Origin of the sequence: Reinekea sp. G2M2-21 (assembly GCF_015687175.1) — a bacterium.
Lineage (GTDB): Bacteria > Pseudomonadota > Gammaproteobacteria > Pseudomonadales > Natronospirillaceae > Reinekea.
Genome location: NZ_JADPQG010000004.1, coordinates 241103 through 267567, shown reverse-complemented (window position 1 = coordinate 267567; position 26465 = coordinate 241103). Strand labels below are relative to the sequence as shown.

The 26465-nt window shown below is 48.0% G+C and carries 24 protein-coding genes; 11 read left to right on the top strand and 13 right to left on the bottom strand.

All coding sequences use genetic code 11. The features are described from left to right. Nucleotides 1–11: 11 nt before the first annotated feature. Both dnaG and rpoD read left to right on the top strand, forming a co-directional pair. The gene (dnaG, locus tag IYN85_RS16365; protein WP_196159992.1) at nucleotides 12–1898 is read left to right on the top strand and encodes a DNA primase; all 1887 of its coding nucleotides are present in this window, start codon (nucleotides 12–14) and stop codon (nucleotides 1896–1898) included. 195 nt (nucleotides 1899–2093) lie between these two features. Next, a complete protein-coding gene (gene rpoD / locus IYN85_RS16360) occupies nucleotides 2094–3938 on the top strand; it encodes an RNA polymerase sigma factor RpoD (RefSeq protein ID WP_196159991.1) in 1845 nt (614 codons plus the stop codon). Between the two features lie 61 nt (nucleotides 3939–3999). On the opposite strand, the gene IYN85_RS16355 is transcribed toward rpoD, so the two are convergent. Together IYN85_RS16355 and IYN85_RS16350 are read right to left on the bottom strand one after the other, a co-directional pair. Continuing rightward, nucleotides 4000–4446: a thioesterase family protein gene (locus tag IYN85_RS16355; protein ID WP_196159990.1), complete on the bottom strand. Its 447-nt coding sequence runs from the start codon at nucleotides 4444–4446 to the stop codon at nucleotides 4000–4002. Beyond that, nucleotides 4439–5182 carry a VC0807 family protein gene (locus IYN85_RS16350; RefSeq protein ID WP_196159989.1) on the bottom strand — a complete coding sequence of 248 codons (744 nt, stop codon included), beginning with the start codon at nucleotides 5180–5182 and terminating at the stop codon, nucleotides 4439–4441. The genes IYN85_RS16355 and IYN85_RS16350 overlap by 8 nt, the downstream gene beginning before the upstream one ends. Before the next feature lie 72 nt (nucleotides 5183–5254). Between IYN85_RS16350 and IYN85_RS16345 the strand changes: the two genes are divergently transcribed. The 4 genes from IYN85_RS16345 to IYN85_RS26175 all read left to right on the top strand — a co-directional run bounded on the left by IYN85_RS16345 (nucleotide 5255) and on the right by IYN85_RS26175 (nucleotide 8540). Then, a complete protein-coding gene (locus IYN85_RS16345) occupies nucleotides 5255–5947 on the top strand; it encodes a tRNA (adenine(22)-N(1))-methyltransferase TrmK (protein ID WP_196159988.1) in 693 nt (230 codons plus the stop codon). 140 nt (nucleotides 5948–6087) lie between these two features. Continuing rightward, on the top strand, nucleotides 6088–6543 hold the full coding sequence (locus tag IYN85_RS16340; RefSeq protein ID WP_196159987.1) for an Hsp20 family protein: 456 nt from the start codon (nucleotides 6088–6090) through the stop codon (nucleotides 6541–6543). 237 nt (nucleotides 6544–6780) lie between these two features. Next, complete coding sequence (locus tag IYN85_RS16335) at nucleotides 6781–8229, top strand: NAD-dependent succinate-semialdehyde dehydrogenase (protein ID WP_196159986.1); 1449 nt, start codon at nucleotides 6781–6783, stop codon at nucleotides 8227–8229. A 182-nt stretch (nucleotides 8230–8411) separates the two neighbouring features. Then, on the top strand, nucleotides 8412–8540 hold the full coding sequence (locus tag IYN85_RS26175; protein WP_255533756.1) for a hypothetical protein: 129 nt from the start codon (nucleotides 8412–8414) through the stop codon (nucleotides 8538–8540). Between the two features lie 30 nt (nucleotides 8541–8570). Here the strand turns inward: IYN85_RS26175 and IYN85_RS16330 are convergent, their stop codons facing one another. The 3 genes from IYN85_RS16330 to IYN85_RS16320 form a co-directional block, all read right to left on the bottom strand. Further along, the gene (locus IYN85_RS16330; RefSeq protein WP_230390796.1) at nucleotides 8571–9116 is read right to left on the bottom strand and encodes a sugar O-acetyltransferase; all 546 of its coding nucleotides are present in this window, start codon (nucleotides 9114–9116) and stop codon (nucleotides 8571–8573) included. Next, nucleotides 9117–10778 (bottom strand): alpha-glucosidase, encoded by a 1662-nt coding sequence (locus IYN85_RS16325; protein ID WP_196159985.1) that lies wholly within the window; start codon nucleotides 10776–10778, stop codon nucleotides 9117–9119. 125 nt (nucleotides 10779–10903) lie between these two features. After that, complete coding sequence (locus IYN85_RS16320; protein WP_196159984.1) at nucleotides 10904–11509, bottom strand: LysE/ArgO family amino acid transporter; 606 nt, start codon at nucleotides 11507–11509, stop codon at nucleotides 10904–10906. A 191-nt stretch (nucleotides 11510–11700) separates the two neighbouring features. Between IYN85_RS16320 and IYN85_RS16315 the strand changes: the two genes are divergently transcribed. Together IYN85_RS16315 and nrtS are read left to right on the top strand one after the other, a co-directional pair. Continuing rightward, on the top strand, nucleotides 11701–12600 hold the full coding sequence (locus tag IYN85_RS16315; RefSeq protein ID WP_230390795.1) for a LysR family transcriptional regulator ArgP: 900 nt from the start codon (nucleotides 11701–11703) through the stop codon (nucleotides 12598–12600). A gap of 94 nt (nucleotides 12601–12694) precedes the next feature. After that, entirely contained in the window at nucleotides 12695–12931 is a 237-nt protein-coding gene (gene nrtS / locus IYN85_RS16310; protein ID WP_196159983.1) for a nitrate/nitrite transporter NrtS, read from the top strand. Here the strand turns inward: nrtS and holA are convergent. After that, nucleotides 12891–13919, bottom strand: coding sequence for a DNA polymerase III subunit delta (holA, locus tag IYN85_RS16305; protein WP_196159982.1), 1029 nt, complete (start codon nucleotides 13917–13919; stop codon nucleotides 12891–12893). The two genes, nrtS and holA, sit on opposite strands and share 41 nt — an antisense overlap. A 90-nt stretch (nucleotides 13920–14009) precedes the next feature. Then, complete coding sequence (leuS, locus tag IYN85_RS16300) at nucleotides 14010–16589, bottom strand: leucine--tRNA ligase (RefSeq protein WP_196159981.1); 2580 nt, start codon at nucleotides 16587–16589, stop codon at nucleotides 14010–14012. A 253-nt stretch (nucleotides 16590–16842) separates the two neighbouring features. Here leuS and IYN85_RS16295 point away from each other — a divergent pair, with 253 nt between their 5' ends. Continuing rightward, nucleotides 16843–17388, top strand: coding sequence for a DJ-1 family glyoxalase III (locus IYN85_RS16295; RefSeq protein ID WP_196159980.1), 546 nt, complete (start codon nucleotides 16843–16845; stop codon nucleotides 17386–17388). 107 nt (nucleotides 17389–17495) lie between these two features. After that, the gene (locus IYN85_RS16290) at nucleotides 17496–17738 is read left to right on the top strand and encodes a rhodanese-like domain-containing protein (RefSeq protein ID WP_196159979.1); all 243 of its coding nucleotides are present in this window, start codon (nucleotides 17496–17498) and stop codon (nucleotides 17736–17738) included. Between the two features lie 56 nt (nucleotides 17739–17794). On the opposite strand, the gene IYN85_RS16285 is transcribed toward IYN85_RS16290, so the two are convergent. The 6 genes from IYN85_RS16285 to IYN85_RS16260 all read right to left on the bottom strand — a co-directional run bounded on the left by IYN85_RS16285 (nucleotide 17795) and on the right by IYN85_RS16260 (nucleotide 24480). Further along, a complete protein-coding gene (locus IYN85_RS16285; protein ID WP_196159978.1) occupies nucleotides 17795–18562 on the bottom strand; it encodes an amino acid ABC transporter ATP-binding protein in 768 nt (255 codons plus the stop codon). Nucleotides 18563–18572: 10 nt separating this feature from the next. After that, nucleotides 18573–19688 carry an amino acid ABC transporter permease gene (locus IYN85_RS16280; protein WP_196159977.1) on the bottom strand — a complete coding sequence of 372 codons (1116 nt, stop codon included), beginning with the start codon at nucleotides 19686–19688 and terminating at the stop codon, nucleotides 18573–18575. A gap of 8 nt (nucleotides 19689–19696) precedes the next feature. Continuing rightward, on the bottom strand, nucleotides 19697–20884 hold the full coding sequence (locus tag IYN85_RS16275; protein ID WP_370592218.1) for an amino acid ABC transporter permease: 1188 nt from the start codon (nucleotides 20882–20884) through the stop codon (nucleotides 19697–19699). 144 nt (nucleotides 20885–21028) lie between these two features. Next, nucleotides 21029–22054 (bottom strand): amino acid ABC transporter substrate-binding protein, encoded by a 1026-nt coding sequence (locus IYN85_RS16270; RefSeq protein ID WP_230390794.1) that lies wholly within the window; start codon nucleotides 22052–22054, stop codon nucleotides 21029–21031. A gap of 432 nt (nucleotides 22055–22486) precedes the next feature. Continuing rightward, entirely contained in the window at nucleotides 22487–22945 is a 459-nt protein-coding gene (locus IYN85_RS16265; protein WP_196159975.1) for a YHS domain-containing (seleno)protein, read from the bottom strand. A gap of 254 nt (nucleotides 22946–23199) precedes the next feature. Continuing rightward, nucleotides 23200–24480 carry an OFA family MFS transporter gene (locus IYN85_RS16260; protein ID WP_196159974.1) on the bottom strand — a complete coding sequence of 427 codons (1281 nt, stop codon included), beginning with the start codon at nucleotides 24478–24480 and terminating at the stop codon, nucleotides 23200–23202. Between the two features lie 378 nt (nucleotides 24481–24858). On the opposite strand from IYN85_RS16260, the gene IYN85_RS16255 reads away from it, so the two are divergent. Beyond that, the gene (locus IYN85_RS16255) at nucleotides 24859–26358 is read left to right on the top strand and encodes a DUF3360 family protein (protein ID WP_230390793.1); all 1500 of its coding nucleotides are present in this window, start codon (nucleotides 24859–24861) and stop codon (nucleotides 26356–26358) included. Nucleotides 26359–26465: the final 107 nt, after the last annotated feature.

Below are 26465 nucleotides of genomic sequence, written 5' to 3'. Positions count from 1 at the left end.
CAAGAGGCTTTATGGCTGGTTTAATACCCAATGACTTTATAGACACACTGTTGGATCGAACCGACATTATTGAAGTTATTGGCCATCGAATCGACCTTAAGAGAAAAGGCAAAGATCACTGGGCCTGCTGCCCTTTCCATCACGAAAACTCACCTTCATTCTCGGTAAACGCCAGCAAACAGTTTTACTACTGCTTTGGCTGTGGTGCCTCCGGTACAGCAGTCAAATTCCTGCAAGAATATGACAATCTGAGCTTTGTTGAGGCCATTGAAGAGCTGGCCAGAAGCGCAGGGATCGAAGTTCCACGCGAAGAAATCAGCGAAAAAAGCAAACAAAGACAACAACAGCGCCGCACCCTGTACGACTTAATGGGCAGCTGCGCTGACTATTATGCGCATCAACTTTATCAACACCCCAATGCCACGGATGTTCAGCAATATGTATTAGACCGGGGACTGAGTCCGGAAATTGTGCAAACCTACCAAATCGGTTTTGCCCCTCAAGGCTGGGACAACCTAATACAGCACTTCCGCAGCGAACCCACTAACCGCGCGCTACTGAAAACGGGAATGCTGACGCAAAATGAACAAGGTCGAGTCTACGATCGCTTCCGTCACCGGCTGATGTTCCCAATACGCGACATCAAAGGCCGAGTCATAGCGTTTGGTGGGCGCGTGATGACGCCGGACGAAAAACCTAAATACCTGAACAGCCCGGAAACACCCATTTTCCATAAAGGCCACGAACTTTACGGCCTATATGAAGCCCGCAAAGCACTGAAGGATTTCGACAACATCATCATCGTTGAAGGCTACATGGATGTTGTCGCGCTCGCCCAGCATGGGGTAAAAAATGCCGTCGCCACGCTCGGTACGGCCACCTCAGAAACACATGTACAACGGCTGTTCAAGCTCAGCTCTGAAATCGTGTTTTGCTTCGATGGAGACAATGCCGGAAGGCGAGCCGCCGTGCGAGCACTGTCAAACACGCTCAGCGAGCTTAAAGACGGCTTACAGGCCCGCTTCTTGTTTTTACCGGAAGGCGAAGACCCAGACAGCTTGGTACGTAAAGAAGGGTTTAACGGCTTTATGCAGCGGGTAAAAAAAGCACAAAGCCTACCGGATTTTTTATTTCAACACTTACAAACTCAGGCAGATGTCTCCCGCTTGGACGGCAAAGCCAAGCTAGCCAGCATCGCCCAAGGCTGGATCGATAAAGTCCCTGAAGGCTTTATCAAGCAGCTTCTGTATTCGCAGCTGTCTTCTCTTGTCGGCCTTAGTGTTGAACAAATTCAGAGCAACTACACACCTGCGCAACCGATGATAGAGGCCCCCGAACCTCCGCCACAAGCGGACTATTGGATGCCTGATCCAATCGACACTTACAGCAACGACGATCATTATCCGCAACGACCACGCACCAACCACCACGATATTTCAGGTAAAAAGCTGAACGTCCGTATTGGATTCGTGCACCGGGCTCTAGCTTGGCTCATTCGCTTCCCCATGCTCGCAGAACAAGTAAACCTTTCCACTATTCGGAAGCTTCCGGCGCAAGATGACCACCTTTTGCTGGCCAAGGTGATTGAGCTTTTGCAAAACGCACCGAAAAAAGATGTGTACTTTGCTTTTGATTATCTTTGCCAACATGGACTGCGCGAAACCCTCGCGCCAATTGCCGCTTCGGACTATCTTTGGCTGGAAGCGGCCAACGAAGATCATCAAGATGAGAAAGAGTTTGCCCGTCGCGAACTTGAAAAAATCATTACCGCCCTCACTCACAGAGCGCCTGATGATGAATACGAATCTTTGAAAAAACGCCTAAATGAGCGTGACCCATCCTTAACGGATACAGACAAGCAGCGATACCGCGAGCTGCTCAAACAAAGAAAGCAGTAACAGACGAGCAGAAAAACAGGATTTTTCGGGCGTCATGGCCGTTTCAGACGCCAAACAGCGTATGAATTTTACGCCGAAAAACACACAGCATTCGACGTTGGACAAATCACAGAATTTGGCTAACTTGTTGATTTACTGTACACTATCTGGCTATTTGCTTGCGTTATTAACCATTACAGAGCTTACAGGTTATCTATGGCTGAAAAATCTCAGCGTCAGTCCCGTTTAAAAGAACTGATCGCCAAGGGTAAAGAACAGGGTTACCTAACCTTTGCCGAGGTGAACGACCACTTACCAGAGGAAATCAATTCTCCGGACCAGGTGGAAGACATTATCGCGATGATCAACGACATTGGTATTGAGGTCTTTGAACAGGCCCCGGATGCCGACCAGTTGCTTCTGGCTGAAAACGATCAAAGTACCGACGAAGATGCGACGGAAGAAGCCGCAGCTGCACTGGCAGCGGTTGAAAGCGATACTGGGCGTACGACCGACCCAGTACGTATGTACATGCGCGAAATGGGCACAGTAGAGCTGCTCACGCGCGAAGGTGAAATTGTCATTGCGAAGCGTATTGAAGAAGGTACGCGAGAAGTCATGCAAGCCATGGCATTCTACCCAGGTGTTATTGAAAATATCATCAAAGCTTATGAAGGCACATTGGAAGAAGAAGGTGGCCGTCTGTCTGACATCCTGACCAGCTTCCAGGATCCGGACGAAGATGACCCGCTACCTGCAGCCGACTCCCCAGACGCGATTCCAGCCGATGTCGTTGACGAAGCCGATATTGACGACGATGACGACGATACCACTGACGAAGAAACCGATAATGGCCCGGATCCTGAACTAGCCCGGGAACGGTTCACATTACTTAAAGAGCAACTTGCAACAACGCTCAAGGTTATCGAAGAAAAAGGTCGTTACAGTAAGGAAGCGAACGCTGCCTTAACAGCGATGGGTGAGACGTTTTCTTGCTTTAAACTGACGCCGAAAGCCTTTGACGATTCGATCGAGCCAATTAAGGCTTCCGTCGAAGAGATTCGCAATCAAGAACGCAAAGTGATTGGAATTTGCGTACGCACATTGAAAATGCCACGCAAAACGTTCATTGATCTGTTTGTTGGCCGTGAAACAGAAGATGAGTGGCTCACTCAGATTCTCGAAGATCCGAAGTACGCGGAAGAAGCATTCCGTTACGAAGTTGAATTGCGACGAGCTCAGCGTAAGCTGCGCAATATGCAAAAGAACACTGGCATTACACTGGCTGAAGTTAAAGATATCCACCGTCGTATTTCGATTGGCGAAGCCCGTGCTCGACGCGCGAAAAAAGAAATGGTTGAAGCCAACCTGCGTTTGGTTATTTCGATTGCGAAAAAATACACCAACCGTGGTCTGCAATTCTTGGATTTGATTCAGGAAGGTAATATCGGCTTGATGAAGGCGGTTGATAAATTTGAATACCGTCGTGGTTACAAATTTTCAACGTACGCAACCTGGTGGATTCGTCAGGCAATTACGCGTTCCATTGCTGACCAGGCCAGAACCATTCGTATTCCGGTTCACATGATCGAAACGATCAACAAACTGAACCGTATATCTCGCCAAATGCTTCAAGAAATGGGCCGTGAACCGACTCCTGAAGAGCTGGCAGAACGTATGGACATGCCAGAAGATAAAATCCGCAAGGTATTGAAAATCTCCAAAGAACCTATTTCACTGGAAACACCAATCGGTGATGATGAAGACAGTTCATTGGGCGATTTTATCGAAGACAATACGATGGAATTGCCGGTTCATTCTGCCACGTCTACAGGGTTGCGAGATGCAACCAAGGAAGTGTTGGCTGGACTGACCGCTCGCGAGGCTAAAGTTTTGCGCATGCGATTCGGTATCAATATGAACACAGACCACACGCTCGAAGAAGTTGGTAAACAATTCGATGTTACCCGTGAGCGTATTCGTCAGATTGAAGCAAAGGCATTACGCAAACTGCGTCATCCTTCCCGCTCAGATCATCTGAGAAGCTTTATCGACGATTGATCGAAACAAAAAACCGGCTAATCAGCCGGTTTTTTTTCTTACTATAAATGGCGCTTAACACTCAAGCGATAAGTTTTTCCAACTGTTTTATTTTAAACGCCACATCCGGTGGAATATCCACTTTCTGTTGACTCGAAAAATCAAACATCACGACGCGAGACTGCCCGGTTGTGACCAGGCAATTTTTGGCCGTACTGAAAACCGCGTATTGCTGAATCAAGTCCTGTTCTCTCAATTCCTCGACTCGTACGCCAATGATAACGCGATCCGGGTATTCTACCGACACGCGGTATTTAACCTCCGATGACGCCAGTATGGGGCCTGCTTTTTCATCGTGCAAACGATCCATCAGCGCGACTCGATCGAAGTATGCGATCCGGGCACTTTCAAACCAACGCAGATAAACAATATTATTCACATGCTGCAAGGCATCCATGTCGCCCCATTGAACCGGCAACTCAATGACAACTGGATACTGCTTACAAAAATGATCATACGCCTCAGTCATCAGATTTTGAGCCCGTGTCTACCATCAATTCTTCCAATGGAAGTTTGGTTAACTTTTTTAATTGCATAAATAAAAATGAAATAGCAATAACCAAAACAATCATACTTGGAATAACGATTACCGGGTAACTGAGCGCCGTCATCTTGCCGAGTTCTTCACTGAATTCCGTAGTACCAGGTGGACTCTGCAACACGATTTTAGCCAAGATGTAATTCAGCGCAGAAGAAAGGAAGAAGGACGAGGCTACCAGATAGGTAACTATATTCATGCGCTGCTCAAACAGTTTCTCGTTGCCGTGTTGAGCCAGTGCGTCATGAACCTTGTTTATTTCAATAATCTGATCGTTAAAAATCATCATCTTGACGATAGAGCGATGCGATTTCTGACTGACGATGACTACCAAGCCGATCATACCCGGAATAGCCGCCTCCTTTATCGCAATGTATTTTGGATCCAGTTGTAATAGGCTGATTCCACCTGTCAGCAATACGCTTACCACCCCCAAAATAGAGAAACCATTCACTTTCCCGGTTAATCGCATTTCCCAAAGCCCGTAGGCGATAGGGAATGTCAAAGCGACCACAATACTCCATACCGGACCCAATGCGGTTTCACCACTAAATTTTGTTAGAATAACCACCGGGACAATAATGTTGAACAACAGATTACTGAAAAAGCCACCCTTTTGAGGTTTCGCTGGGCGTTCAGATTTAGGCGCAATTACGGGATCAGACATATCAACTACCGACTTTATTTTTGCCCCACTTTACCTGAAAAAGCCCGCTAACACAGTGAACAAACTGAAAATATGACGGAAAAAACCTTAAAAACCCGGCTGGGAAAACGCCTTAAGGCGCTCTTTGAGCGCATTCCTGCAGAAACCGACTGCTTCTATGATTTGTGCTGTGATCACGGTGCTATTGGGCGAGCAGTGTTAGAACAACGGGAACGTTGTCATGTAGTGTTTAATGATATACACCCCGACATTATGGCCAGTTTGGCCAACCTACTGGAGCGGTTTCAGGCAGAGAATTACCGTCTGGCAATCGGTCCTGCACAACAGGCACCCTCAATTCCAGCGCAGCACCCGACTGTTTTGCTGGCAGGCATCGGGGACGAACAGTGCCTGGAAATACTGAACTATTTTATGGATCAGGACGCGACCCGACACGCGCATTACATCATTTCTCCTGCAACCAAAGTACACAACGTACGTAAGTGGTTACGTTCGCAAAACACCAACCTGCTTCACGAATCTACAGTCACTGAAAACAAGCGCACTTATGAAATCATTGAAGTCAACCGTGGGTTGGACGGTACACGCTGTGAAGTAGACCTCTTTGGTCATTGCTGGGAAAATGGGAATCCACAACACCAGAACCATCTGGCGAAACTCATCGCTTTTTACGCAGCCCAGCAAAAGGGCAAGCTCGAAAGCTATTCGAAAGCCGTAGTCGACGGCTATCAATTGGCACTTAAAAAAATTTCCACTCCCTCTTGAAACTTAAATCGCCGGCCCTATTTCTGTATTACGACGCCGCCAAGCGGGTCGTAATTTCTTCAAAACTGTGTATTAACCCGCCAAGCAAGTAACCGTGTTATTGCTCGGCAAAGAACCTATTGCTCAAAGGAGATTAGGCTATGAGAACTGCATTTGATTTTTCACCTTTATATCGCACAACTGTTGGTTTTGACCGCATCGCCCATTTGCTAGACGCGGCAAACCAGAGTGCATCGTCCGGTAACAATTACCCGCCATATGACATCGAAATTACTGGCGAAAACCAGTACACCATCACCATCGCTGTGGCAGGTTTTACCGAACAGGAGTTAGACATTCATTCCGAGAATGGCGTACTGCAGGTTCGCGGCAAAAAAGAGAAAGATGAGAGTAAACGCCAATTCCTCTATCAGGGAATTGCTTATCGCTCCTTCGAACGTAAATTTCAACTTGCCGATTACGTCAAAGTCACTGGCGCCAACTTGGAAAACGGTTTGCTGAAAATCGAATTACTCAAAGAAGTTCCTGAGGCCATGCGGCCAAAGAAAATCGCGATCAGCTCAACAAAAACCATTGAGCAGCAAAATAACGCGTAACCGGAATAGTCAAAAGGGATCCAACAACCGGATCCCTTTTTTGTGACATGGACAATCGCTTAATCTCGTTCTTTTTGACTTTCCGGTCTCTTTAACCACAGCTAATTATCTAAAGCAGAGACACTTCTGTGAAAGTAATTCACTCTATTTGCGCTTAGACTTGGGCTGCGCGGGCGAACCCTCTACAATCCCGTCTCGCGACTAGCACAATCATAACAATGACTAAGAGAGAAAAACTTGCTCACGCCTTCTGAATTATCACTCTGCTTCATCAGTGGAAAATGGCAACCGGCCATTAGCAAAAAGCAATTTTCAGTCTGTAATCCAGCGACGCAAGAAGCGATTGGAAGGGTACCTAACTGCGATGAACAGGATACCGAGCTCGCAATCGCCGCAGCACAAACCGCGTTTCATACCTGGCGCCAGCAAACCGCAAAACAACGAGCGGACTTACTCATGGGGTGGCGGGATTTGATTCTGGCAAACGAATCTACGCTGGCCCAGTTAATGACATTGGAATGCGGTAAGCCCATTGCCGAATCGGAACGTGAAGTCCGATACGCCGCGTCCTTTATTCAATGGTTCAGTGAAGAAGCGAAACGTGTTCGCGGCGATCTGATTCCAGAGCCATCTAAAGACCGTCGGTTACTGGTACAAAAACAACCCGTGGGCGTCTGTGCTGCGATCACACCCTGGAACTTTCCATTGGCGATGATTGCTCGAAAATGCGCCCCGGCGTTAGCCTCCGGTTGCACCGTTATCATCAAACCGGCTGAGCAAACGCCCCTGTCGGCACTGGCGATAGCGAAGCTTGCCGAGTTAGCCGGCATACCAGACGGCGTGTTTAATGTGATAACCACCAGCCAGCCGGACAATGTTGGCGCCGTATTAGCATCACACCCGCTAGTACGAAAAATTTCGTTCACTGGCTCAACCGGTGTCGGTAAAAAACTTCTCGGGCAAGCCGCACAAACGGTTAAAAGTGTTTCTATGGAGCTTGGTGGCAATGCGCCCTTTATCATTTTTGATGACGCCGATCTGGAGTCAGCGATAAAAGGTGCAATAGGCTCCAAATTCCGCAATAACGGTCAGACCTGCGTCTGCGCAAACCGTTTCATAGTGCATGAATCCTTGGTGGAACGATTTGCTCAATTACTGGCACAGCAGGCCAATCAGTTAATCGTCGGTGATGGTTTAGACCGTCAAACCGAACTTGGTCCACTCATTAATCAAACCGCTGTAGGCAAACTGGATAGACTGCTTGAAGATGCCATCAGTAAAGGCGCTAAACTGGTCACAGGCGGTGGTATTCATCCTGCTGGCCCACTGTTTTATAAGCCAACGGTCATTACTGGTGTTAATACAGAGATGGACATCGCGCACGAAGAAATTTTCGGTCCCATTGCCGCTGTATACAGTTTTGCAACGGAACAACAAGCGATACAACTGGCAAATGCAACGCCCTACGGTCTGGCCGCCTATTTTTTTACTACTGATATATCAAGAATCTTCCGGGTCAGTGATGCGCTTGATTTTGGTATGGTCGGTATCAATGAAGGTGTCATGTCCAGCGAAATGGCCCCCTTCGGTGGGATGAAAGAATCCGGGCTCGGCCGAGAAGGCAGCCACTACGGCATCGATGAGTATCTGGAGGTTAAGTACCTGTGCCTGGGCGGTCTTTCCTGACCCACCCTTTGGACCTAGGCTTGATCTCTGTGCAATAAGCGAACACCGTTTTCAGCAAATGCTTACAAAAATACACAGACATTCACACGTTTTAAATGCGAGTCAATTTGATAACATAAGATCATACTCAATCACCAAGGAACGTTGAGTAGCTACAAACCAAAAAAATAAGGAGAGAGAATATGACAGAACTAACAACAGCAATCTATTTTTTGGCTGCAATGACTGGCGTTGTCATAGCCGCAGGCTTACTGGTCATGAACATGAGCTTTAAACGCAGACAACGGAACAAGCACCGAAGCTATAACTGATCCGGCAAAGACCTGGGATGGCACGTACTATCAGCACTGGCGTGCTGGATTGCCTTTTACAACGGCATCCGCCGCCACATCCTTGGTTACCACACTACCTGCACCGACCACTGCCCTCGCGCCAATGGTCACCCCGGGTAAAATGATCGAACCACCTCCGATCCAGGCATTATCACCAATCATAACCGGTTCAGCCCACATAATGCCCTTCGCCCGTTCAACCGCATCCATTGGATGATGCACGGTATAAATATGAACCCCAGGTCCTAACAAAACTTGATTACCAATAGTGATTTCAGCAGCGTCTAACAAAACACAATGCGCGTTGATATATACACCGTCACCCAAACGTATCTGGCACGCCAGATCAACATGCAATCCCGCCTCAATCTGGCAATGCTGCCCAACGGATCGAAACTGGGCAAACACCTTCTTGAGATTGCCCTTGGAAGGGGCACGATTGAAATCGGCGAGACATTGACGAGCCCGCTGTTTTTGCGCGTTAAGCATTGGATCGAAGGCTTCAAACTTTTCACCGTTTACCATTGCCAGCCAATTCGGGCTCTGTTCCAGCATTCAGGCGCCTCCCAGCCGAGCAACCACCGCTTGCCAAGGCTGTAATTGTTCCAACCATTGGGATTCAGGCTGATTATTCATCACCACTTGCCAGTCCAACTTGGTCAGCTCCAGTTCAAGGTCCAGCGTTGCGACTTCATCAGTCAGATTTACCAACACTAAAAAATCTCCGTTTTCGTCTCGACGACGATGCGCAAAAACCTGATCGGACGCTTCCATTAACGAGTCGTAGTGACCGTAAACCAATGTTTTCTGCTGTTTTCGTAACGAAATTAAATCACGATACCAAGGCCAGATACCATTACGCTGTTGCTTTGCTTTGGCAACATTAATGTCCGCGTAGTTAGGGTTCACTTTCAGCCACGGTTGACCCTGGGTAAACCCAGCATTCGGGCTGTCGTCCCACTGCATCGGCGTGCGGGCATTATCGCGCCCGATTTTATGAATACTGGGCATTAACGCTTCGCTGGAACTCCCCGATGCAATCTGCTCGTTGTACCAATTGCGGATTTCGAGGTCCCGATACTCTTCAATATCGTACTCAACGTTGGTCATACCAATCTCTTCACCCATATATATATAGGGTGTCCCTGGCAACGTTAAAGTCACGGCAGCCAGAGCCTGAGCGGACTCAACTCTGTATTGCTGATCGTTACCAAACCGGCTCACGGCACGCGGTTGATCGTGATTCATCCAGAACTGACTGTTCCAACCATTTCCGTCCAGACCACGAATCCAACGGTTCAGAATATTTTTCAACTCCCGGCGAGACCATGTCGGCTGCACATCCCATTTGCCACCAGGACCGTGATCCAACCCCATGTGTTCCATTTGAAAGATCATGTGCAATTCTTTGCGGTCAGCCCCCACGAGTCGCCTGCCTTCTTCGACATCGACTCCGAAGCACTCCCCCACAGTCATACAATCGTAATGCTGCAGAACCTCCCGATGCATCTCCTGCATAAACTCATGTTGTCTACGCCCGTTCATAAAGTGCTCACCACCCCATTCCAGCTTGTTTGGATCTCCGACGGAGGGTAACTCGGGATTTTTTGAAATCATGTTAATGACATCCATTCGGAAGCCGTCAACACCTTTGTCAAACCAGCGCCGCATCATGGCATATATATCCTGGCGCAGGTCTTCGTTCTCCCAATTCAGATCGGGTTGTTTTTTAGAGAACAGATGCAAAAAATATTGATCACTGGCGGCGTCATATTCCCATGCCGGACCGGAAAAAACACTTACCCAGTTATTGGGCGCTTGACCATTTTTCCCGTCCCGCCAAAAAAAATAGTCCCGGTAGGGGCTATCAGGATTGTTACGTCCTTCAACAAACCAGGCATGTTCGTCTGAACAATGGTTCACCACCAAATCCATAATCAGTTTAATGCCGCGCTGATGAAGCCCAGCTAACAGCTCTTCAAAATCGGCCATGGTGCCGAATTCGGTCATAATATCTTCGTAATCGGAGATGTCGTAACCGTTATCATCGTTCGGGGACGCATAAATGGGGTTTAACCAAACGATATTAATCCCCAGTTCGGCCAGATAATCGAGCTTATTGATAATTCCGCGCAAATCACCAACACCATTACCGGTGCTGTCCGCAAATGACCGCGGATATATCTGATAAACGATGCCTTCTTTCCACCAGCTCATAACGCCTTCCAACGATTACTTAAAGAAGCACAGATTAAGAAAAGCCAGTCCTGATAGATAGATTTAAACAGCTGGCTGGTTGATTTTAAAAATTCTTTTTTTGTTGACTCCGGTACCAACCAAAATCAGGGCAATGACAGGAAAAGATTGACCGCCACCCAAGCGATTATACCTGCCATCGCTCCGTCGAAGATTCGCCAGCGCCAGGGAGACGATAGCCATTTGCGCAATGGCTGACCAATGGCTGCGAGCAATGAAAACCAGATGACCGAAGCAGAAGCAGAGCCCCACCAAAACTGCCATGGGTGCGCAGACGTCGACGCGATACTGCCAATCAATACCACAGTGTCTAAATACACGTGCGGATTCAACAAAGATATACCCAAAGCCGTCATCACCGCTTTTTTTTGTGTCATTCCCCGACCCAGTTCGCTCATGGTCAATACTTGCTTACCTCTCACAGCCCGGCGAAGTGATTGCAATGACAACCACAGCAGCATCAAAATACCGACCCAGGTCAGCCAGGGCACGATAGAAGGTAAAGCCTTTTGAATGGTTTTGAACGCGAGTACACCGACGCACATCAGCAGCGCATCCACGGAAAAACAGACAATCGCGATACTCCAGGGATACAAGCGGCGCACACTCATCCCCAAGACCCAAGCATTTTGAGCGCCAATGGCAATGATCAGCCCAATAGCAATGGTAAAACCGATTAGATATTCAGTCATGGACAAATTACATTTTGAGTGGATTTCACAAAATGCTAAGCCTGAAACGAAAATTAATCTAATTAATATTTCTTTACTATAATAAGATACACTAATGATGAGAGGATTGGTTTTTTTCAGAGCCAAATCCAGTCAAGGGAATGACCTACGGTGTCTCTTTCTTGTTTTCAGGTCTATGATTAACAACATAAATGAATAAGCCGGATTTAGTAGCAATTATGATGGATTATCGGGCATTAGAAGCATTGGCAGCGGTCATCTCATGCCATGGTTTTGAAAAAGCAGCTCAAAAACTGAATATAAGTCAGTCGGCGGTCAGCCAACGTATCAAGCAACTGGAAGCGCGGCTGGGTGCCCCGCTGATTCTCCGCCACACGCCTCCCAAGGCAACGGAGTTGGGCGTTCGACTGATCACGCATCTGGAAACGGTACAGCACCTAGAAACCGACCTCGACTTGCCACTCGAACGTGACAAACGTGTTCATGCCCGCATTGCCATTAACGCGGACTCTTTAGCCACCTGGTTTTCGGAGGCATTGGGGCGAAGTACGGACGAACTGGACGTGGATTTAGTCATTGAAGATCAGGATACTGGCATTGAACGTATGCGGCGTGGCGAGGTTCTCGCTTGCCTGTGTTCAGATGGCACGCCCGTTAACGGAGCCCGGGTGGACCGCTTGGGAATTATGCGCTATCGCGCTTATGCCAATCCCGAATTTTTACTGCGATTCAAATTGCTGGAAAATTTTTCTGACTTGTACCGGGCGCCATGCCTCATTTTCAACCAACATGACCGACTCCAGCATCGGTTCTTGTCGCAATTAGAGCAGCCTGAACCCGCCAACCCCATTATCTGCCCCTCATCTGAAGGTTTTGTTCAACTGGCCGCGTCAGGCTGCGGTTTTGGCATGATACCTCAGATACAGGCCGCGCTTGCGGTGGAGGTTGGCAGCCTGATCGATATTGCTCCTAATCACTATGTTGATGTTCCGCTGTATTGGCACAGCTGGCGGTCCTCAGGCGCAGCCATGAAACGACTGCGAACTTCTGTGATTAAAACCGCACACCGCTGGTTGTTACAGGATCAGTAATACGATGCGAGCTAAGGCTTTGCGAATGGCCTATGCCGTTATAGGATCGTCAAACAACTCGTATTTCAAACCGCTTCCGTAGGAAGAATAAGCTATGGCACCGAAAGAAGTCGTACTGAAGGGCATCCGAACCGCGTTGGTGGTTGGCTCGATACTCACATTGATCAACCAGTGGCAAGCCATTTTCGGCGATGAAGCGATGCGCTGGCCAGCTTTTTTCCTGACCTATTTAGTGCCTTACACGGTATTTGTGTACAGCTATCACACGAACAAGCATAAACACGTGCGACCTACTGAAGCTGATAAGCCGGAAGACCGGGCGCAGTTATAGCCACCAGCATTTCACTGATCAATGTCCATGGATCGCCTTTTACTTGCCCTTTTATCATGGCGTCGATTCGAGAACAGGACACTAAGCAGCGTTGATAATGCACCACCGAGGCTCGCTGCATGGCTAGCTGATAGTCGTTTTGCCGCTTGTCAAAAATACGCAGTCGTTTAAAAACACCATTAATCGACTGTCCTTGAGCTTGCGCTTCCGCTAATTCAATCAGCAAACGTAACTCACGAGTGATCAGCCAAAGAACGATTGGCGGTTCAACACCTTCAGAGGCGAGTCCATGCATAATTCTGAGCGTTCTCGCCAGGTCCCCGGTCAAAAAGGCACTGGACAGATCAAACACCGTATAGCGCGAGCTGTCAGCGACACTGCTGAGAATTAGATCGGTGCTGATGCGCCCATCTTCGGCAAGCAAGGCCAGTTTTTCGATTTCCTGTTTTGCCGCCAGCAGGTTGCCGTCGATCCTTTCAGCCAGCAAAGCCACCGCATCTGGCTCTGCACTGAGACCCGCTTGCTGAATACGCTGCGTAATCCAGCCCGGTAGTTGATGATGCTCTATTGGCCACAGTGGTAACCACCAGCCAGCATCGACCACCTGATTGAACCACTTGGCTTTGCTCTGTGAACCTTCAATCCGCTCAGACACGATCAACAACAGGTTATCCGGATTCGCGGTTTGAACATACTCCAATAAGGCTTTACGGCCTTTATCATTGAACTTGGCTTGCAAGCGCAGCTCTATGCATTCACGCTCGCCAAATAACGACATCGACTGATTCGCCGCGATGAGATCGGAACCGTCAAAGCGGGCATCCACCTCGATAACATTTCGTTCAGTAATACCCTGTTTACTTGCGGCGTTACGAATCGCGTCACAGGCTTCCAGCACCAACAATGGCTCATCGCCACTCACCCATATCACAGGCGGTAAGCTGTTACTGTGTAGATTTTTGTGCAATTGCGCAGCGGTTATTTTCATCACAACCCAAATTGGTCAAGGTTAAAAAAACGCTAAATGCGGACCTGAAACCAGACTGCATTTAACGTTTGAGTTTGTACAGGAATCAACTTAATTCGCGACGATGTTGACCAGTTTGTTCGGCACAACGATCACTTTACGAACTGTGTTGCCATCGGTGAACTTTTGCACCTGCTCGTGGGCGAGTGCGGTTGCTTCAATTTCGTCTTTACTGGCACTGGCAGCAACTTCCAGCTTGGCGCGTACCTTGCCATTCACTTGGACGACATACAACAATGTATCTTTGACCAGCGCTGCAGCATCAACCACCGGCCAGGAAGCATCGATAACCAAACCTTCACCGCCCAAGGCTTCCCATAGTTCCTGCGCAATATGCGGCGCAATAGGCGACAACATCAATACGGCGTTATAAAGCGCTTCATGAACCACAGGACTCGGTTCCGACGCATCCGCCGCAAATTTATTCACGGCATTCAACAGCTCCATAATTTTGGCAATGGCGGTATTGAATGTCTTCCGCTCTCCACAATCGATGGTCACGCCTTCGATGGTTTCATGCGTTTTCCGACGTAATGCTTTTTCGGCATCATTCAATTCATTGGTATCCAGAGCAGGGACATCACCCAACTCAACCAATTGATGCACTGCTCGCCACAATCGTTCCAGGAATTTCTTTGCCCCCTGAACACCAGATTCAGTCCATTCAAGGGTTTGCTCCGGAGGCGCGGCGAACATTGAAAATAATCTCAACGTATCGGCGCCGTATTCTTCAATCGCTTGTTGCGGGTCACGTCCGTTGAGTTTTGACTTCGACATTTTTGCCATACCACCATAGGTGACTTTGTCGCCAGTCGATTTCTGAACCCCACCAATAATGCGACCCTGCTCATCTTTCTCTGCGATCACATCTTCCGGCGACACCCAAACTTTCGCGGTTCCTTCGGTTTTCGACCAGGTTTCAGCGAGCACCATGCCCTGACACAATAAATTGGTGAACGGCTCGTCGGAAGTCACCAGCCCTTCATCCCGCAATGCTTTGTGGAAAAAGCGGGCATACATCAGGTGCATCGTGGCGTGCTCTATACCGCCAATATACTGATCAACCGGTAGCCAATGATTCGCTTCTGAAGGCTCCAACATGCCCTCGCCATAATGCGGTGTACAATAGCGCGCGTAATACCAACTTGATTCCATAAACGTATCAAAGGTATCAGTTTCGCGAATGGCTGGCTGACCTTGCCAAGTTGTGTTCTCAAATTCTGGATTATTCTTGATGGGGGAGTTCATGCCATCGATCACAACGTCATATGGAAGCTCCACCGGGAAAGAATCGGCCGGTTTGGCCTGTCCGTCCACATAAACAACGGGAACGGGGGTACCCCAATAACGCTGTCGGCTAACCCCCCAATCACGCAGACGATAATTAGTGGTCACTGACCCTTTGTTGTCAGCGATTAGCTGTTCTGCAATGGCATCAAAGGCGGCATCGAATTCCAGACCATCAAATTTACCGGAATTGATCAAAACCCCTTTTTCGGTGAACGCTTCTTTATTCAAATCACATTCAAGGTCACTGCCCTGCGCCGGTGCAACCACTTGTTGAATGGTCAGACCATATTTATGGGCAAATTCCCAGTCACGCTGATCATGACTCGGAACCGACATAACCGCACCCGTACCATAATCCATCAATACGAAATTCGCAGCCCAAACCGGAACCTCTTCACCAGTCAAAGGGTGAATCGCCATCACACCCGTGGCACAACCTTTCTTCTCCATCGTCGCCATATCAGCTTCCGATGTCGTTGAGGTATTACATTCTTCCAGAAACGCTGCCAATTCTGCATTGCCTTGTGCGGCCGCTTTCGCCAAAGGGTGTGCAGCAGCAACGGCCAGGTAAGTGACGCCCATCACGGTGTCTGGACGCGTGGTATAAATCTCAATGATGTCGTCGGAGTTTTTTACGCCAAACTGCATGGTCACACCGCGAGACTTACCTATCCAGTTACGCTGCATGGCTTTCACTTCGTCGGGCCATCCCGGTAAGTTGTCCAGCTCGTTGAGTAACTCTTCAGCGTAAGCAGTTGTACGAACGAACCATTGATCCATCTCTTTACGTACGACAGGCGTATCACACCGCCAGCAGCATCCATCGTGCACCTGCTCATTGGCCAATACCGTTTGATCGTGCGGGCACCAGTTAACGAAAGAAGACTTCTTATAGGCCAGATCCTTCTCGATTAAACGAGTGAAGAACCATTGTTCCCACTTGTAGTAGTCGGGCTTACAGGTCGTCACTTCGCGGCTCCAGTCATAGGCAAACCCCAGTGCCTTGAGCTGTTCACGCATGTAATCGATATTTTCAAAAGTCCATTTGGCAGGAGCAACACCGTGCTTAATAGCAGCATTCTCTGCGGGCATACCAAACGCATCCCAACCCATTGGCTGGATAACATTTTTGCCCTGCATGCGCTGAAAACGACTGATAACGTCGCCAATGGTGTAGTTACGTACGTGACCCATGTGCAGTGCGCCGCTTGGGTACGGTAGCATCGACAGGCAGTAGAACTTTTCTTTATTGCTGTCGACCACGGCCTTAAAGACCTCCTTTTCATCCCAAGTTTGTTGGACTTTGCGCTCAATTGCGGCGGGGGAGTAACTTGCTTCCATTGGATTTGAAACTCACATTATCAGTGTTAAAAAAACCGGGTAAATGACCCAGCATTGCGGACAGGCAAGAATACCCCAGACGTCATGGCTTTTAAACGGTGACAGAAGAAGATTGAGGGTCCAAACTAAACAATTAGTCGCTGCCACTTGCCACCTTATACACGTTGCCCCAATTCGCAACGTGAGCAAGCTAACGCATGGCAAGTACAGCAGCGACAATACAAAGAGAACCAAATGCAGAAGGAGCGCAACAATGAAAACCGTATTAGTACCCCTGGCCGATGGGTGTGAAGAAATGGAAGCAATTACAATCACGGACATTCTGACCCGCGCTGGAGCAAAAGTGATTACCGCAGGGCTTCTCGGCGGTCCGGTCAAGGCCAGCCGAGGCGCTACACTGGTTCCAGACACGTTGCTGGGCGATCTTGAGGAAGATAGTTTTGACTTAATTGTATTGCCCGGCGGTCTGCCCGGCGCTGACCATCTGGCGTCCGATCCGAACTTGCAACAACTCATTAAAAATCAGGATGGACTGAGTAAACCAATCGCTGCGATCTGCGCTGCTCCCCGTGCACTGGTCGCTGCAGGCATTTTGAATAACAGAACCATCACCAGCTACCCCCAGGCACTGGCGGATTACGAAGGCAGTTGGACCAATACCGGTAACGCGATTGAAATGGATGGCCATATCATCACTGGGCGAGGGCCGGGTGTCGCACTTGATTTCGCACTTTTCCTGGTTGAACAGCTGTTCGACATCCAGAAACGTGATGAGGTTGAATCCGCTTTGGTACGGTAACCGAATATTGTCTCAAATATGGGACATTGCGGTTCATAATAAGCTGTTGCATATAAATTAGGCTTAACTAATATACACCTAACCCTTACTTTTCTTGGAGACTACCAATGCAGCACTTAGTCGATGTTCGCAGCCCTGCCGAATTCCACATGGGCCATGCACCCGGCGCCGTCAATATTCCAGTCGATCAACTGGCGATAAAACTAAGCAAAGGATGCAAGATGAAAACGAATGAGGAAATCACCCTGTATTGCGCCTCAGGTGGTCGCGCCGGTGTTGCGAAAACACTGTTAGAACGAGCAGGCTATACAAAGGTTACCAACGCCGGTGGTCTCGCTAACGTCTTGTGATGTAACCGATCAAAAAAAAGCCCAGCAAGTACTGGGCTCCTTCATTTTCGTAGATCTTAATGCCCAAGGATCTGGCTTAAGAACAACTTAGTTCGCTCATTCTCAGGCTTTTCGAAGAAATCATGTGGGTTATTTTCTTCGATGACCTGACCGGCATCCATAAAGATCACTCGGTCGGCTACCTTACGCGCAAAACCCATTTCATGGGTCACGCAAATCATGGTCATACCCTCTTCCGCTAGTGTGACCATAACATCCAGAACTTCCGCGATCATTTCCGGATCCAGTGCCGAAGTCGGTTCGTCAAACAGCATGATTTTGGGCTTCATGCACAATGACCGCGCAATAGCCACACGCTGCTGCTGACCACCAGACAACTGGCCTGGGTACTTGTTAGCCTGGTCTGGAATCTTCACTCGCTCCAGGTAATGCATCGCAGTCGCTTCAGCTTCGGCTTTCGGGATTTTCCGTACCCACATCGGAGCCAATGTTAGGTTTTCCAGAATCGTCAAATGCGGAAACAGGTTAAAGTGCTGAAAACACATACCGACTTCGCGTCGAACTTCCTCGATGTTTTTAACATCTGAAGTCAGTTCAATGCCATTCACAATGATCTGCCCCTGCTGATGCTCTTCCAACCGATTGATACAACGAATCATCGTGGACTTACCTGAACCAGAAGGACCACAAACGACAATGCGTTCGCCCTTTTTTACCTCCAGGTTGATGTCTTTCAGCACGTGGAATTCACCGTACCACTTGTGCATCTGCTTCAGTTGAATAACCACTTCTTCTGACAATTCGCGTTGGCTATTTTCACTCATAAAAACTTCCTTAATTTCGATGGCCGGTGTTCAAACGGCGCTCTAAACTCTGAGAATATCGGCTCATGGTAAAACAAAACACAAAGAAACCGAGTGCAGCGAAGACATAGCCTTCTATCGAGAATCCCAGCCAATTCGGGTTAGTTGCTGCCAGCTGAGCCATGCCCAACAAGTCGAACAACCCGATAATCAACACCAGCGTGGTATCTTTAAACAGCCCAATAAAGGTATTCACAATGCCTGGAATCACCATTTTCAATGCCTGTGGCAAGATGATCAGCAGCATGCTTTTCCAATAATTCAATCCCAACGCAGCAGCCGCTTCATATTGACCTTTCGGAATGGCCTGCAAACCTCCGCGAACAACTTCGGCCATGTAGGCAGACGAAAATAAGGTCACACCAATGAGGGCTCGAATCAGCTTATCCGGGCTTAACTCTTCAGGAACGAACAGAGGGAACATCACCGAGGCCATAAACAGCACGGTAATCAGAGGAATCCCACGCCAGAACTCGATAAACACGATGCAAACCGATTTAACCACGGGCATGTTGGAGCGTCGACCCAGTGCCAACAAAATACCCAACGGCAAGGACATGACGATACCGGTAACCGCAATAACCAGAGTTAAAAACAGACCACCCCACAACGTCGTTTCAACAACTTCCAGACCAAAACTGCCGCCATAGTAGAGGTAGAAACAAATGATCGGAAATAACACCAGTAAGAACAGTGCCAATGCTGTTTTAATTTTGCGTGACACCGCTGGAATAAACAGCGGTATGGCCGCTGCAATTGCAATGATGTAAGACGCCTGAATCCGCCAAACCTGATCTTCCGGAAAACGCCCGTACATCAGCTGATCGAACCACACATTAATGAAAACCCAGCACGCTCCTTCTCTTGAGCAATCATCCCGTGATGTGCCAACCCAGTCGGCAGAGAAGAATGCCCAATCCAGCAGGCCTGGAATGGTTTTGATCACAATATAGATGGCTAGTATGGTCAGTAACGTATTGAACCAATTACTAAACAGACTGTCCCGAAGCCAAGCCACCACACCGACAGAATTCTTTGGCGGTGGCAGATTCGGGTATTGGCCAATAGGATATTTTTGTTCAGTCATAGAATCACCTATCGCTCAATTAAGGCCATTTTGCTGTTATACCAATTCATAATGAACGATATAAACAAGCTCAAGAATAAATACACAGCCAGCGTCATGCCCATAATCTCAACGGCCTGACCCACCTGATTCAGTGCTGTACCTGCGAACACAGCGACCAAATCCGGATAGGCAATTGCCGCAGCCAAAGACGAGTTCTTGGTCAAGTTCAGATACTGTGAGGTCAATGGCGGAATAATAACGCGCAAAGCTTGCGGTACGATCACCAAACGTGTTGTCCAAGAGGGTTTCAAGCCCAGCGAGTACGCCGCTTCCGTCTGTCCTTTATCAACTGACAGGATGCCGGAACGAACAATCTCTGCAATAAAAGATGAGGTATAAATAGACAGTGCAAATACCAATGCTGAGAATTCTGGCGTTAACACCAGACCACCGCGGAAGTTAAAGCCTTTGAGCTCTGGGATTTCCCAGCTCAATGGGAATCCAGTTATTACCGTCGCCAGCAAAGGCAGCCCGATGATCAACGCAATAGAGGTCCATAACACGGGGAAACGCTCACCGGTATCTTCCTGACGCTTTTTCGCCCAACGGTACAGCACAAAAATCGCGACGATTGACAATATGACCGCTGCGACGATCCAACCAAAACCATCTTCGTAAATTGGTTTCGGTCCAAATAAACCGCGAATTGACAGGAAAACCACCCCAAAATATTCATAAGCCTGTTTTGGATTCGGCAACTGCCTCAGAACCGCGAAGTACCAGAAAAAAATCTGCAGCAACAGAGGAATGTTTCGCAGTGTGTCTACATAGATCGCAGCAAGTCGCGAAACCAACCAATTCTTGGATAAACGGGCAATACCCATAATAAATCCGAGAATAGTGGCAAAGAAAATACCGATAACGGATACCAAAATGGTATTCGATAAACCAACAAAGAAAGACTGCAGATAAGTCGAACTTTCGTCGTATTCGATGAGCGATTCTGCGATTGCAAAACCTGTATTAGTCGATAAAAAACCAAACCCGGATGCGATGCCCTGAGCTTCAAGGTTGGCCATGGTATTTCGAACCAGGGAGTAACCAATAAATAGGACAAACGCTAGGAAGATTGCTTGAAAAACCAAAGCTCGTTTTTCAGGGTCTCGCCAGAAAGGGGGTTTAGCTGGAGCGTTAATAAGCTTCTGTTCGCTCACAGTAAGGTCTCCAAAAAAAGATTAGTGACTGTGGAATCAAGTCAATAAATATCAGTGATCGCGCTCACACGCTTTTATATTTTTTATTTTATTAAGCAGAAGGTCGCCTGCTGATGAGGCGACCTTCTTATTTGATGGCTAAAATTAACGCAATGGTGGCGCGTACATGATACCGCCATTGTTCCAAAGGTTATTCACACCACGTGGCAATTCTAAAGGTGCCACGTTACGCTGCCAGATTTCGCCATAGTTACCCACTTGACGAATCACGTTATAAGCCCATTTGGCATCGATACCCAAGTTTTCACCCAGTGAACCTTCTGTACCAACAAAACGCTGTTGTGCTGGAGTTGGGTTGTTGGAATCGATCAACAATTTGGCAATGTTGTCTGAAGTCAGACCCATTTCTTCTGCTTCTACAGTCGCATTAATAACCCATTTTACGATGTCGAAGAACTGATCATCACCATGAATTACGGCAGGGCCTAATGGCTCTTTTGAAATGATTTCAGGCAATACCATGTGCGCGTTAGGTTCTTTCAGTTTAGTACGTTGAGCTGCTAAACCAGAAGCGTCGGTGGTGTATACATCACAACGACCTGAGTCGTAAGCTGCTACAACTTCGTCTGCTTTTACGAAGACAACTGGCTCGTAACTCATGCCATTGGCACGGAAGTAGTCCGCCATGTTCAGTTCAGTTGTTGTACCTTGGTTAGTACAAACAGAGGCACCGTCCAGTTCTAATGCACTGGTAATCCCCAGATCTTTACGAACCATGAAACCTTGACCGTCATAGTACGTGACGCCAGCAAAGTTGATACCCAAAGAAGTATCGCGAGTTTGCGTCCATGTTGTGTTACGTGACAACAGATCAATTTCACCAGATTGCAACGCTGTAAAACGCTCTGACGCTGACAGCGGTGAATATTTTACTTTAGTTGCATCTCCGAAAATGGCTGCGGCTACCGCACGGCAATAGTCAACATCCAAACCAGACCAGTTACCTTTTTCGTCCGTGCTCGAAAATCCAGGTAAACCCTGGCTTACACCACACTGAACAAAACCTTTTTCTTTTACACGGTCCAGTACTTCGCCCGCTTGAGCGTTACCAACCAGAAGTGAGGATGTTAGAGCGACACCCAGTGTCGATAGGACTACTTTCTTAATCATTTGAGTCTCCTGCATTTTTTATTATCTGCTTCCTACTGATGCTATGAATACCATCGCACCTTCGTGTTTAAGCCTAGCCAGACTAGCACGCTTATATTCAAAATCGAACCCCCTGATTTTTAAATCCAATCTTCAGGGTCAACAATATTGAACAGCAATAGTGCACAACCAAGATTAGCTGAATTTCGATGCACAGTGGTAATGCGAATCTTGGCCAGCGAGTCTTTTTCAACCCCTAATTAAGTGTCAATTTAAGGTAAAGAGCAGCTATACCCTACTTTAGTCTTACCCTTTTAACGCTTTACTGGCCAAGTATGCCAATGGTCAGCACGCCTGATCATGGCCGAGCCGCATCTCAGAGAATTGTCCTAACATTGAACCGAACACTGTTTCCATAATTGCGACACTGACTTTCAACCGCTCATTGCTTGGTTAACGCTCTGCTGGTTGTTGGCTAAACTCCAGCCAGAATTTATTGGCCAGTTCAATCTGCTCTTTTTGATCAAATTTCCATTGCGCCTTACCCCACCAGGAAAAAAACAGGTACAGTTTGCCGTCAATAATGCGGAATATTTCCGGATTCGCCCGAACCAGATGCCCATCACTGAGTCCATTGGCGCAATGCCCATTGAATTGCGGTATGTATCGCTCTGGCTCGGATACAAACATGGCTAAATTTGACTGAGTGCGAAAGTAGAAAAGTGTGCCTTGCCACTCATATTGAAACTGATCTGAGCCGCGCATGGCTTTGTCATCCACAAAATAAGAGACAACATCGTAGCCGTCCAAAAAGACACCAGCTGCATTGACGTTTACCAGTGCCTTTGGCTCGGCGTAAGCTGCCCCGAGCGCCGAGAACCAAACCATAAGCATTGTTTTTACCCAGAACATATTCACCGCCATGTCAGGTTGAGAGCAGGTTAACTAAGAATCCACTCCCAGGATCAGAATTTTAAGATTGCCTATTGAAGGCGCTGAATTATGACTATGAGAGTTTGGAGAAGTTCAACTCATTGAGAGTCGACGCATAGGATTGTCCTATCCTGAGGATGCAATTTTAGGACTGACGCACTTTTTTTATTTTACCCAGAAAGCAAAAAACGGCACCTAAGGGTGCCGCCACTACGTGTTGACTTGTGATGTAATCAGACAGCAGTCAATTGAGCCTCTTCTTCTGCATCAACCTTTGCGCGTGCACGCTTTATGTAAGCAATCATGGCGAAAGAAGTCAGTAACGCAACAACAAAAGCACCAGAGAACACATACATTGTCATCTCATAAGAACCCGTCAGAGTGCGCAAATAGGCGTTTATCTGTGGGCCAGCGACGCCAGCCAGTGCCCAAGCAGTCAGAACGTAGCCATGAATCGCACCCAGTTCTTTTGTACCAAACAAATCGCCAATGAAAGCTGGAAGCGTTGCGAACCCGCCACCATAAGTCGTCAGGATGAGATACAACACGACCTGGAAAAGAATTACGCTTGTAATGTTTGGCAGCACTATGAAAGCGACAATTTGGATCAGGAAGAACGTCATGTAGGTGTAACCACGGCCCAGATAGTCCGAAGCCGACGCCCAAGTGATACGACCTAGACCATTAAACAATGACATCAAGCCAACAACAGCAGCAGCCTCGACCGCGCTCAATCCAATAGTTTCCTGAGCCAGTGGAGACGCTGAGTAGATCACACCGATACCACATGAAATGTTAATGAACATCATGACCCATAGACCATAGAAAGGACCTGTTTTAACGGCTTCATTAGCAGTAAGCTGAGATAAGTCCCTAGCAATTTTCTTCTCACCAGCTGCAACAGCCGCCTTCATGCCTTCTGGCATCCAACCTTCAGGAGGACGCTCTAAGTAAGAAGCAGAAGCAAACATTATCAATAAGTAAGCCACTCCCATGATGAGCCATGTGTAAGCGATGCCATTACCGGCGACAGTAAAAGAATCGATAATGAAGTTGAACAGAGGACCGCCAATCATGGCACCAAAACCAAAGCCCATGATCGCTAAACCGGTTGCAAAACCACGATGGTCAGGGAACCATTTCACCAGCGTAGAGACCGGTGTGATATAGCCGATACCTAAGCCGATACCACCCAGAACACCATAGCCCAGCCAGATAACGTAGAGGTTTTGCATCCAGGCACCTAAGCCAGCAACCAAAAGACCACCACCAAAGAAGCTCGCCGCCAACATCCCCGCTTTACGCGGACCGTGTCGCTCTACGAAATGCCCCATGATCGCAGCAGCCATGCCTAAGAAAAAAATAGCGAAGCTGAACGTCCATGCGATCTCGTTATCCGAGGCGCTTGGGATGAGCTCTGCAAGAGGTTTTTTGAACACACTGAAAGCATAGACCGAACCAATTGAGGCGTGCACCCCAACGGCAGATGCCGCAATAAGCCAACGGTTCTTCATTTCGAATCTCCTATCATGAATTTATTGCGGCTAGATTAACTCGTAGGAATATTACGAACTTGACCCGTATCAACGATTAATAAACCGGATATTGTTGTTAAAGTTACAACAGATTCGTTTACATCGTCGAACCAAGTTAAATTTGTTGTTAAATTTCAATCAATTCACCCAAAAACCGCTATCAACTAGCCAATTCGGCAATAATGCGCCACCCTGATTCGTCCGGAAAAGCGCATTTTTCCGTATAAATTTGATCGAAATCAAAACATCAAAATGAAATAAAACTACATTTCTCACCATCGGATTAAGGGCCTGTAGAAATTTCTTTCACGCACTCTTTTCCCGCCCCCAATTTTCCTATTTGAGAAGGTTTACTGCATGTCAGAACAACTGAACCAGGCCTCTGTACCAGAAATGTCGTCAAAAGAAGCGGACAGTTATGCCAGAGCGCATAGACCGGCAAGAGACTTTAAGTCACGTAGCGACTATCTCGATCACGAATTAACGATCATGAAGCCGCGCCGCTGGCGATTGAACCTTCCTGGGCGAGATTTCCGCTTTGAGTGGGAAGACCTGGTACCAGCCTTGGCGGGCACTATTGGCATTACCGTTATGTATTCAGCGGTCATGTCCTCTTGGGCGGCAGGTTTTGGTCTGGATGCAGATTTTATTATTGAAAATGTCCGCGTAGAGATGCTGGTGTCAGCACTGTTGTTTTGCATTATCACATCTGGTTTTCTCAATCCGCGGGCAAACTTGGCGGGCAACCACGGTCCAATGATTCCATTAATTGGTATGATCGCAGCATCGGGGGCCCATCCTCTGGCATTGGCTATTTTGCTGGGAACCTTCGGCCTGATCTTGAGCATTACCAAAGGAGGTTCGCGACTCGTCACGCTCACCGGCGACGGCGTTGCAGGGGGACTGCTGGTATTTCTGGGCCTTTCCGGCTCTCTATCTCAGATAAATGCGTTGATCGGCTGGTCCAGTGATGTTGGTGTGGCTTACGTCGGATTTGTCGTTCTCCTGGCAAACATCTTTATCTACGCCTATTTGGCTAAGATCGGCAAGCGCTGGTTGGCGATTCCGCTATGTTCAGCGGTTGCGGTTGGACTGGCGCTGGCTTTAGGGGCTCCATTTGCGTTTGAAACAGCTCCGGGACTACCCAATCTCAATCCTGCTTATTGGTGGGGATCGACGGAAACGGGTTGGAAGCTCGGCCTGCCCAACTTACAGCACTTCATCGCATCATTGCCATTTGCATTATTGGCGGTTGCCATGTGGTCGCCAGATTTTCTCGGCCACCGTATTTTTCAGGAACTGAACTATCCGCCCTCGGCTAAAGATACATTGATGGACGTGGACGATACCATGACCGGCTGTTCACTGCGTCAGATTGTGGGTACGGCGATGGGCGGTGGTAATGTCACGTCATCATGGGGTACCTACATGATTCCTGCGGCCATTGCCAAGCGCCCCATCCCTGCGGGCGGCATCCTGCTTGGGGTTCTTTGCATCATCGTTGCTGTTTCCGGTTATCCAATGGATATCGCCGTTTGGCGACCGGTCATGAGTATTGCTCTGCTGGTCGGAGTCTTCTTACCTTTATTGGAGGCAGGTATGCAGATGGTCAAGGAAACCAAGGATACCCAATCCGCGGGTATCACCATTTTTGCATCTGCTGTTGTGAATCCTGTATTTGGATGGGCAATTTCGATGCTACTGGACAATAACGGGCTTATTGGGGATAAGGAACGAGCCGAGCGATTGTCTGTTGCTGATCGCATCATTATTCCCGGTGCTGCCTTCATTATTTCTGGAATCGCCATGGCCGCTGTCGGCATGTTACCCGGCGTCCCCCCTTTGGCTAATTTCTGATCTCAGTTTAACCAACGCATTGAATCAAATGCGTTGGTTTTATTCTACAAACCGTTTAATTGACATAACTGACGCGCACGATTAGCCTCAGTATTCATATCATCAAT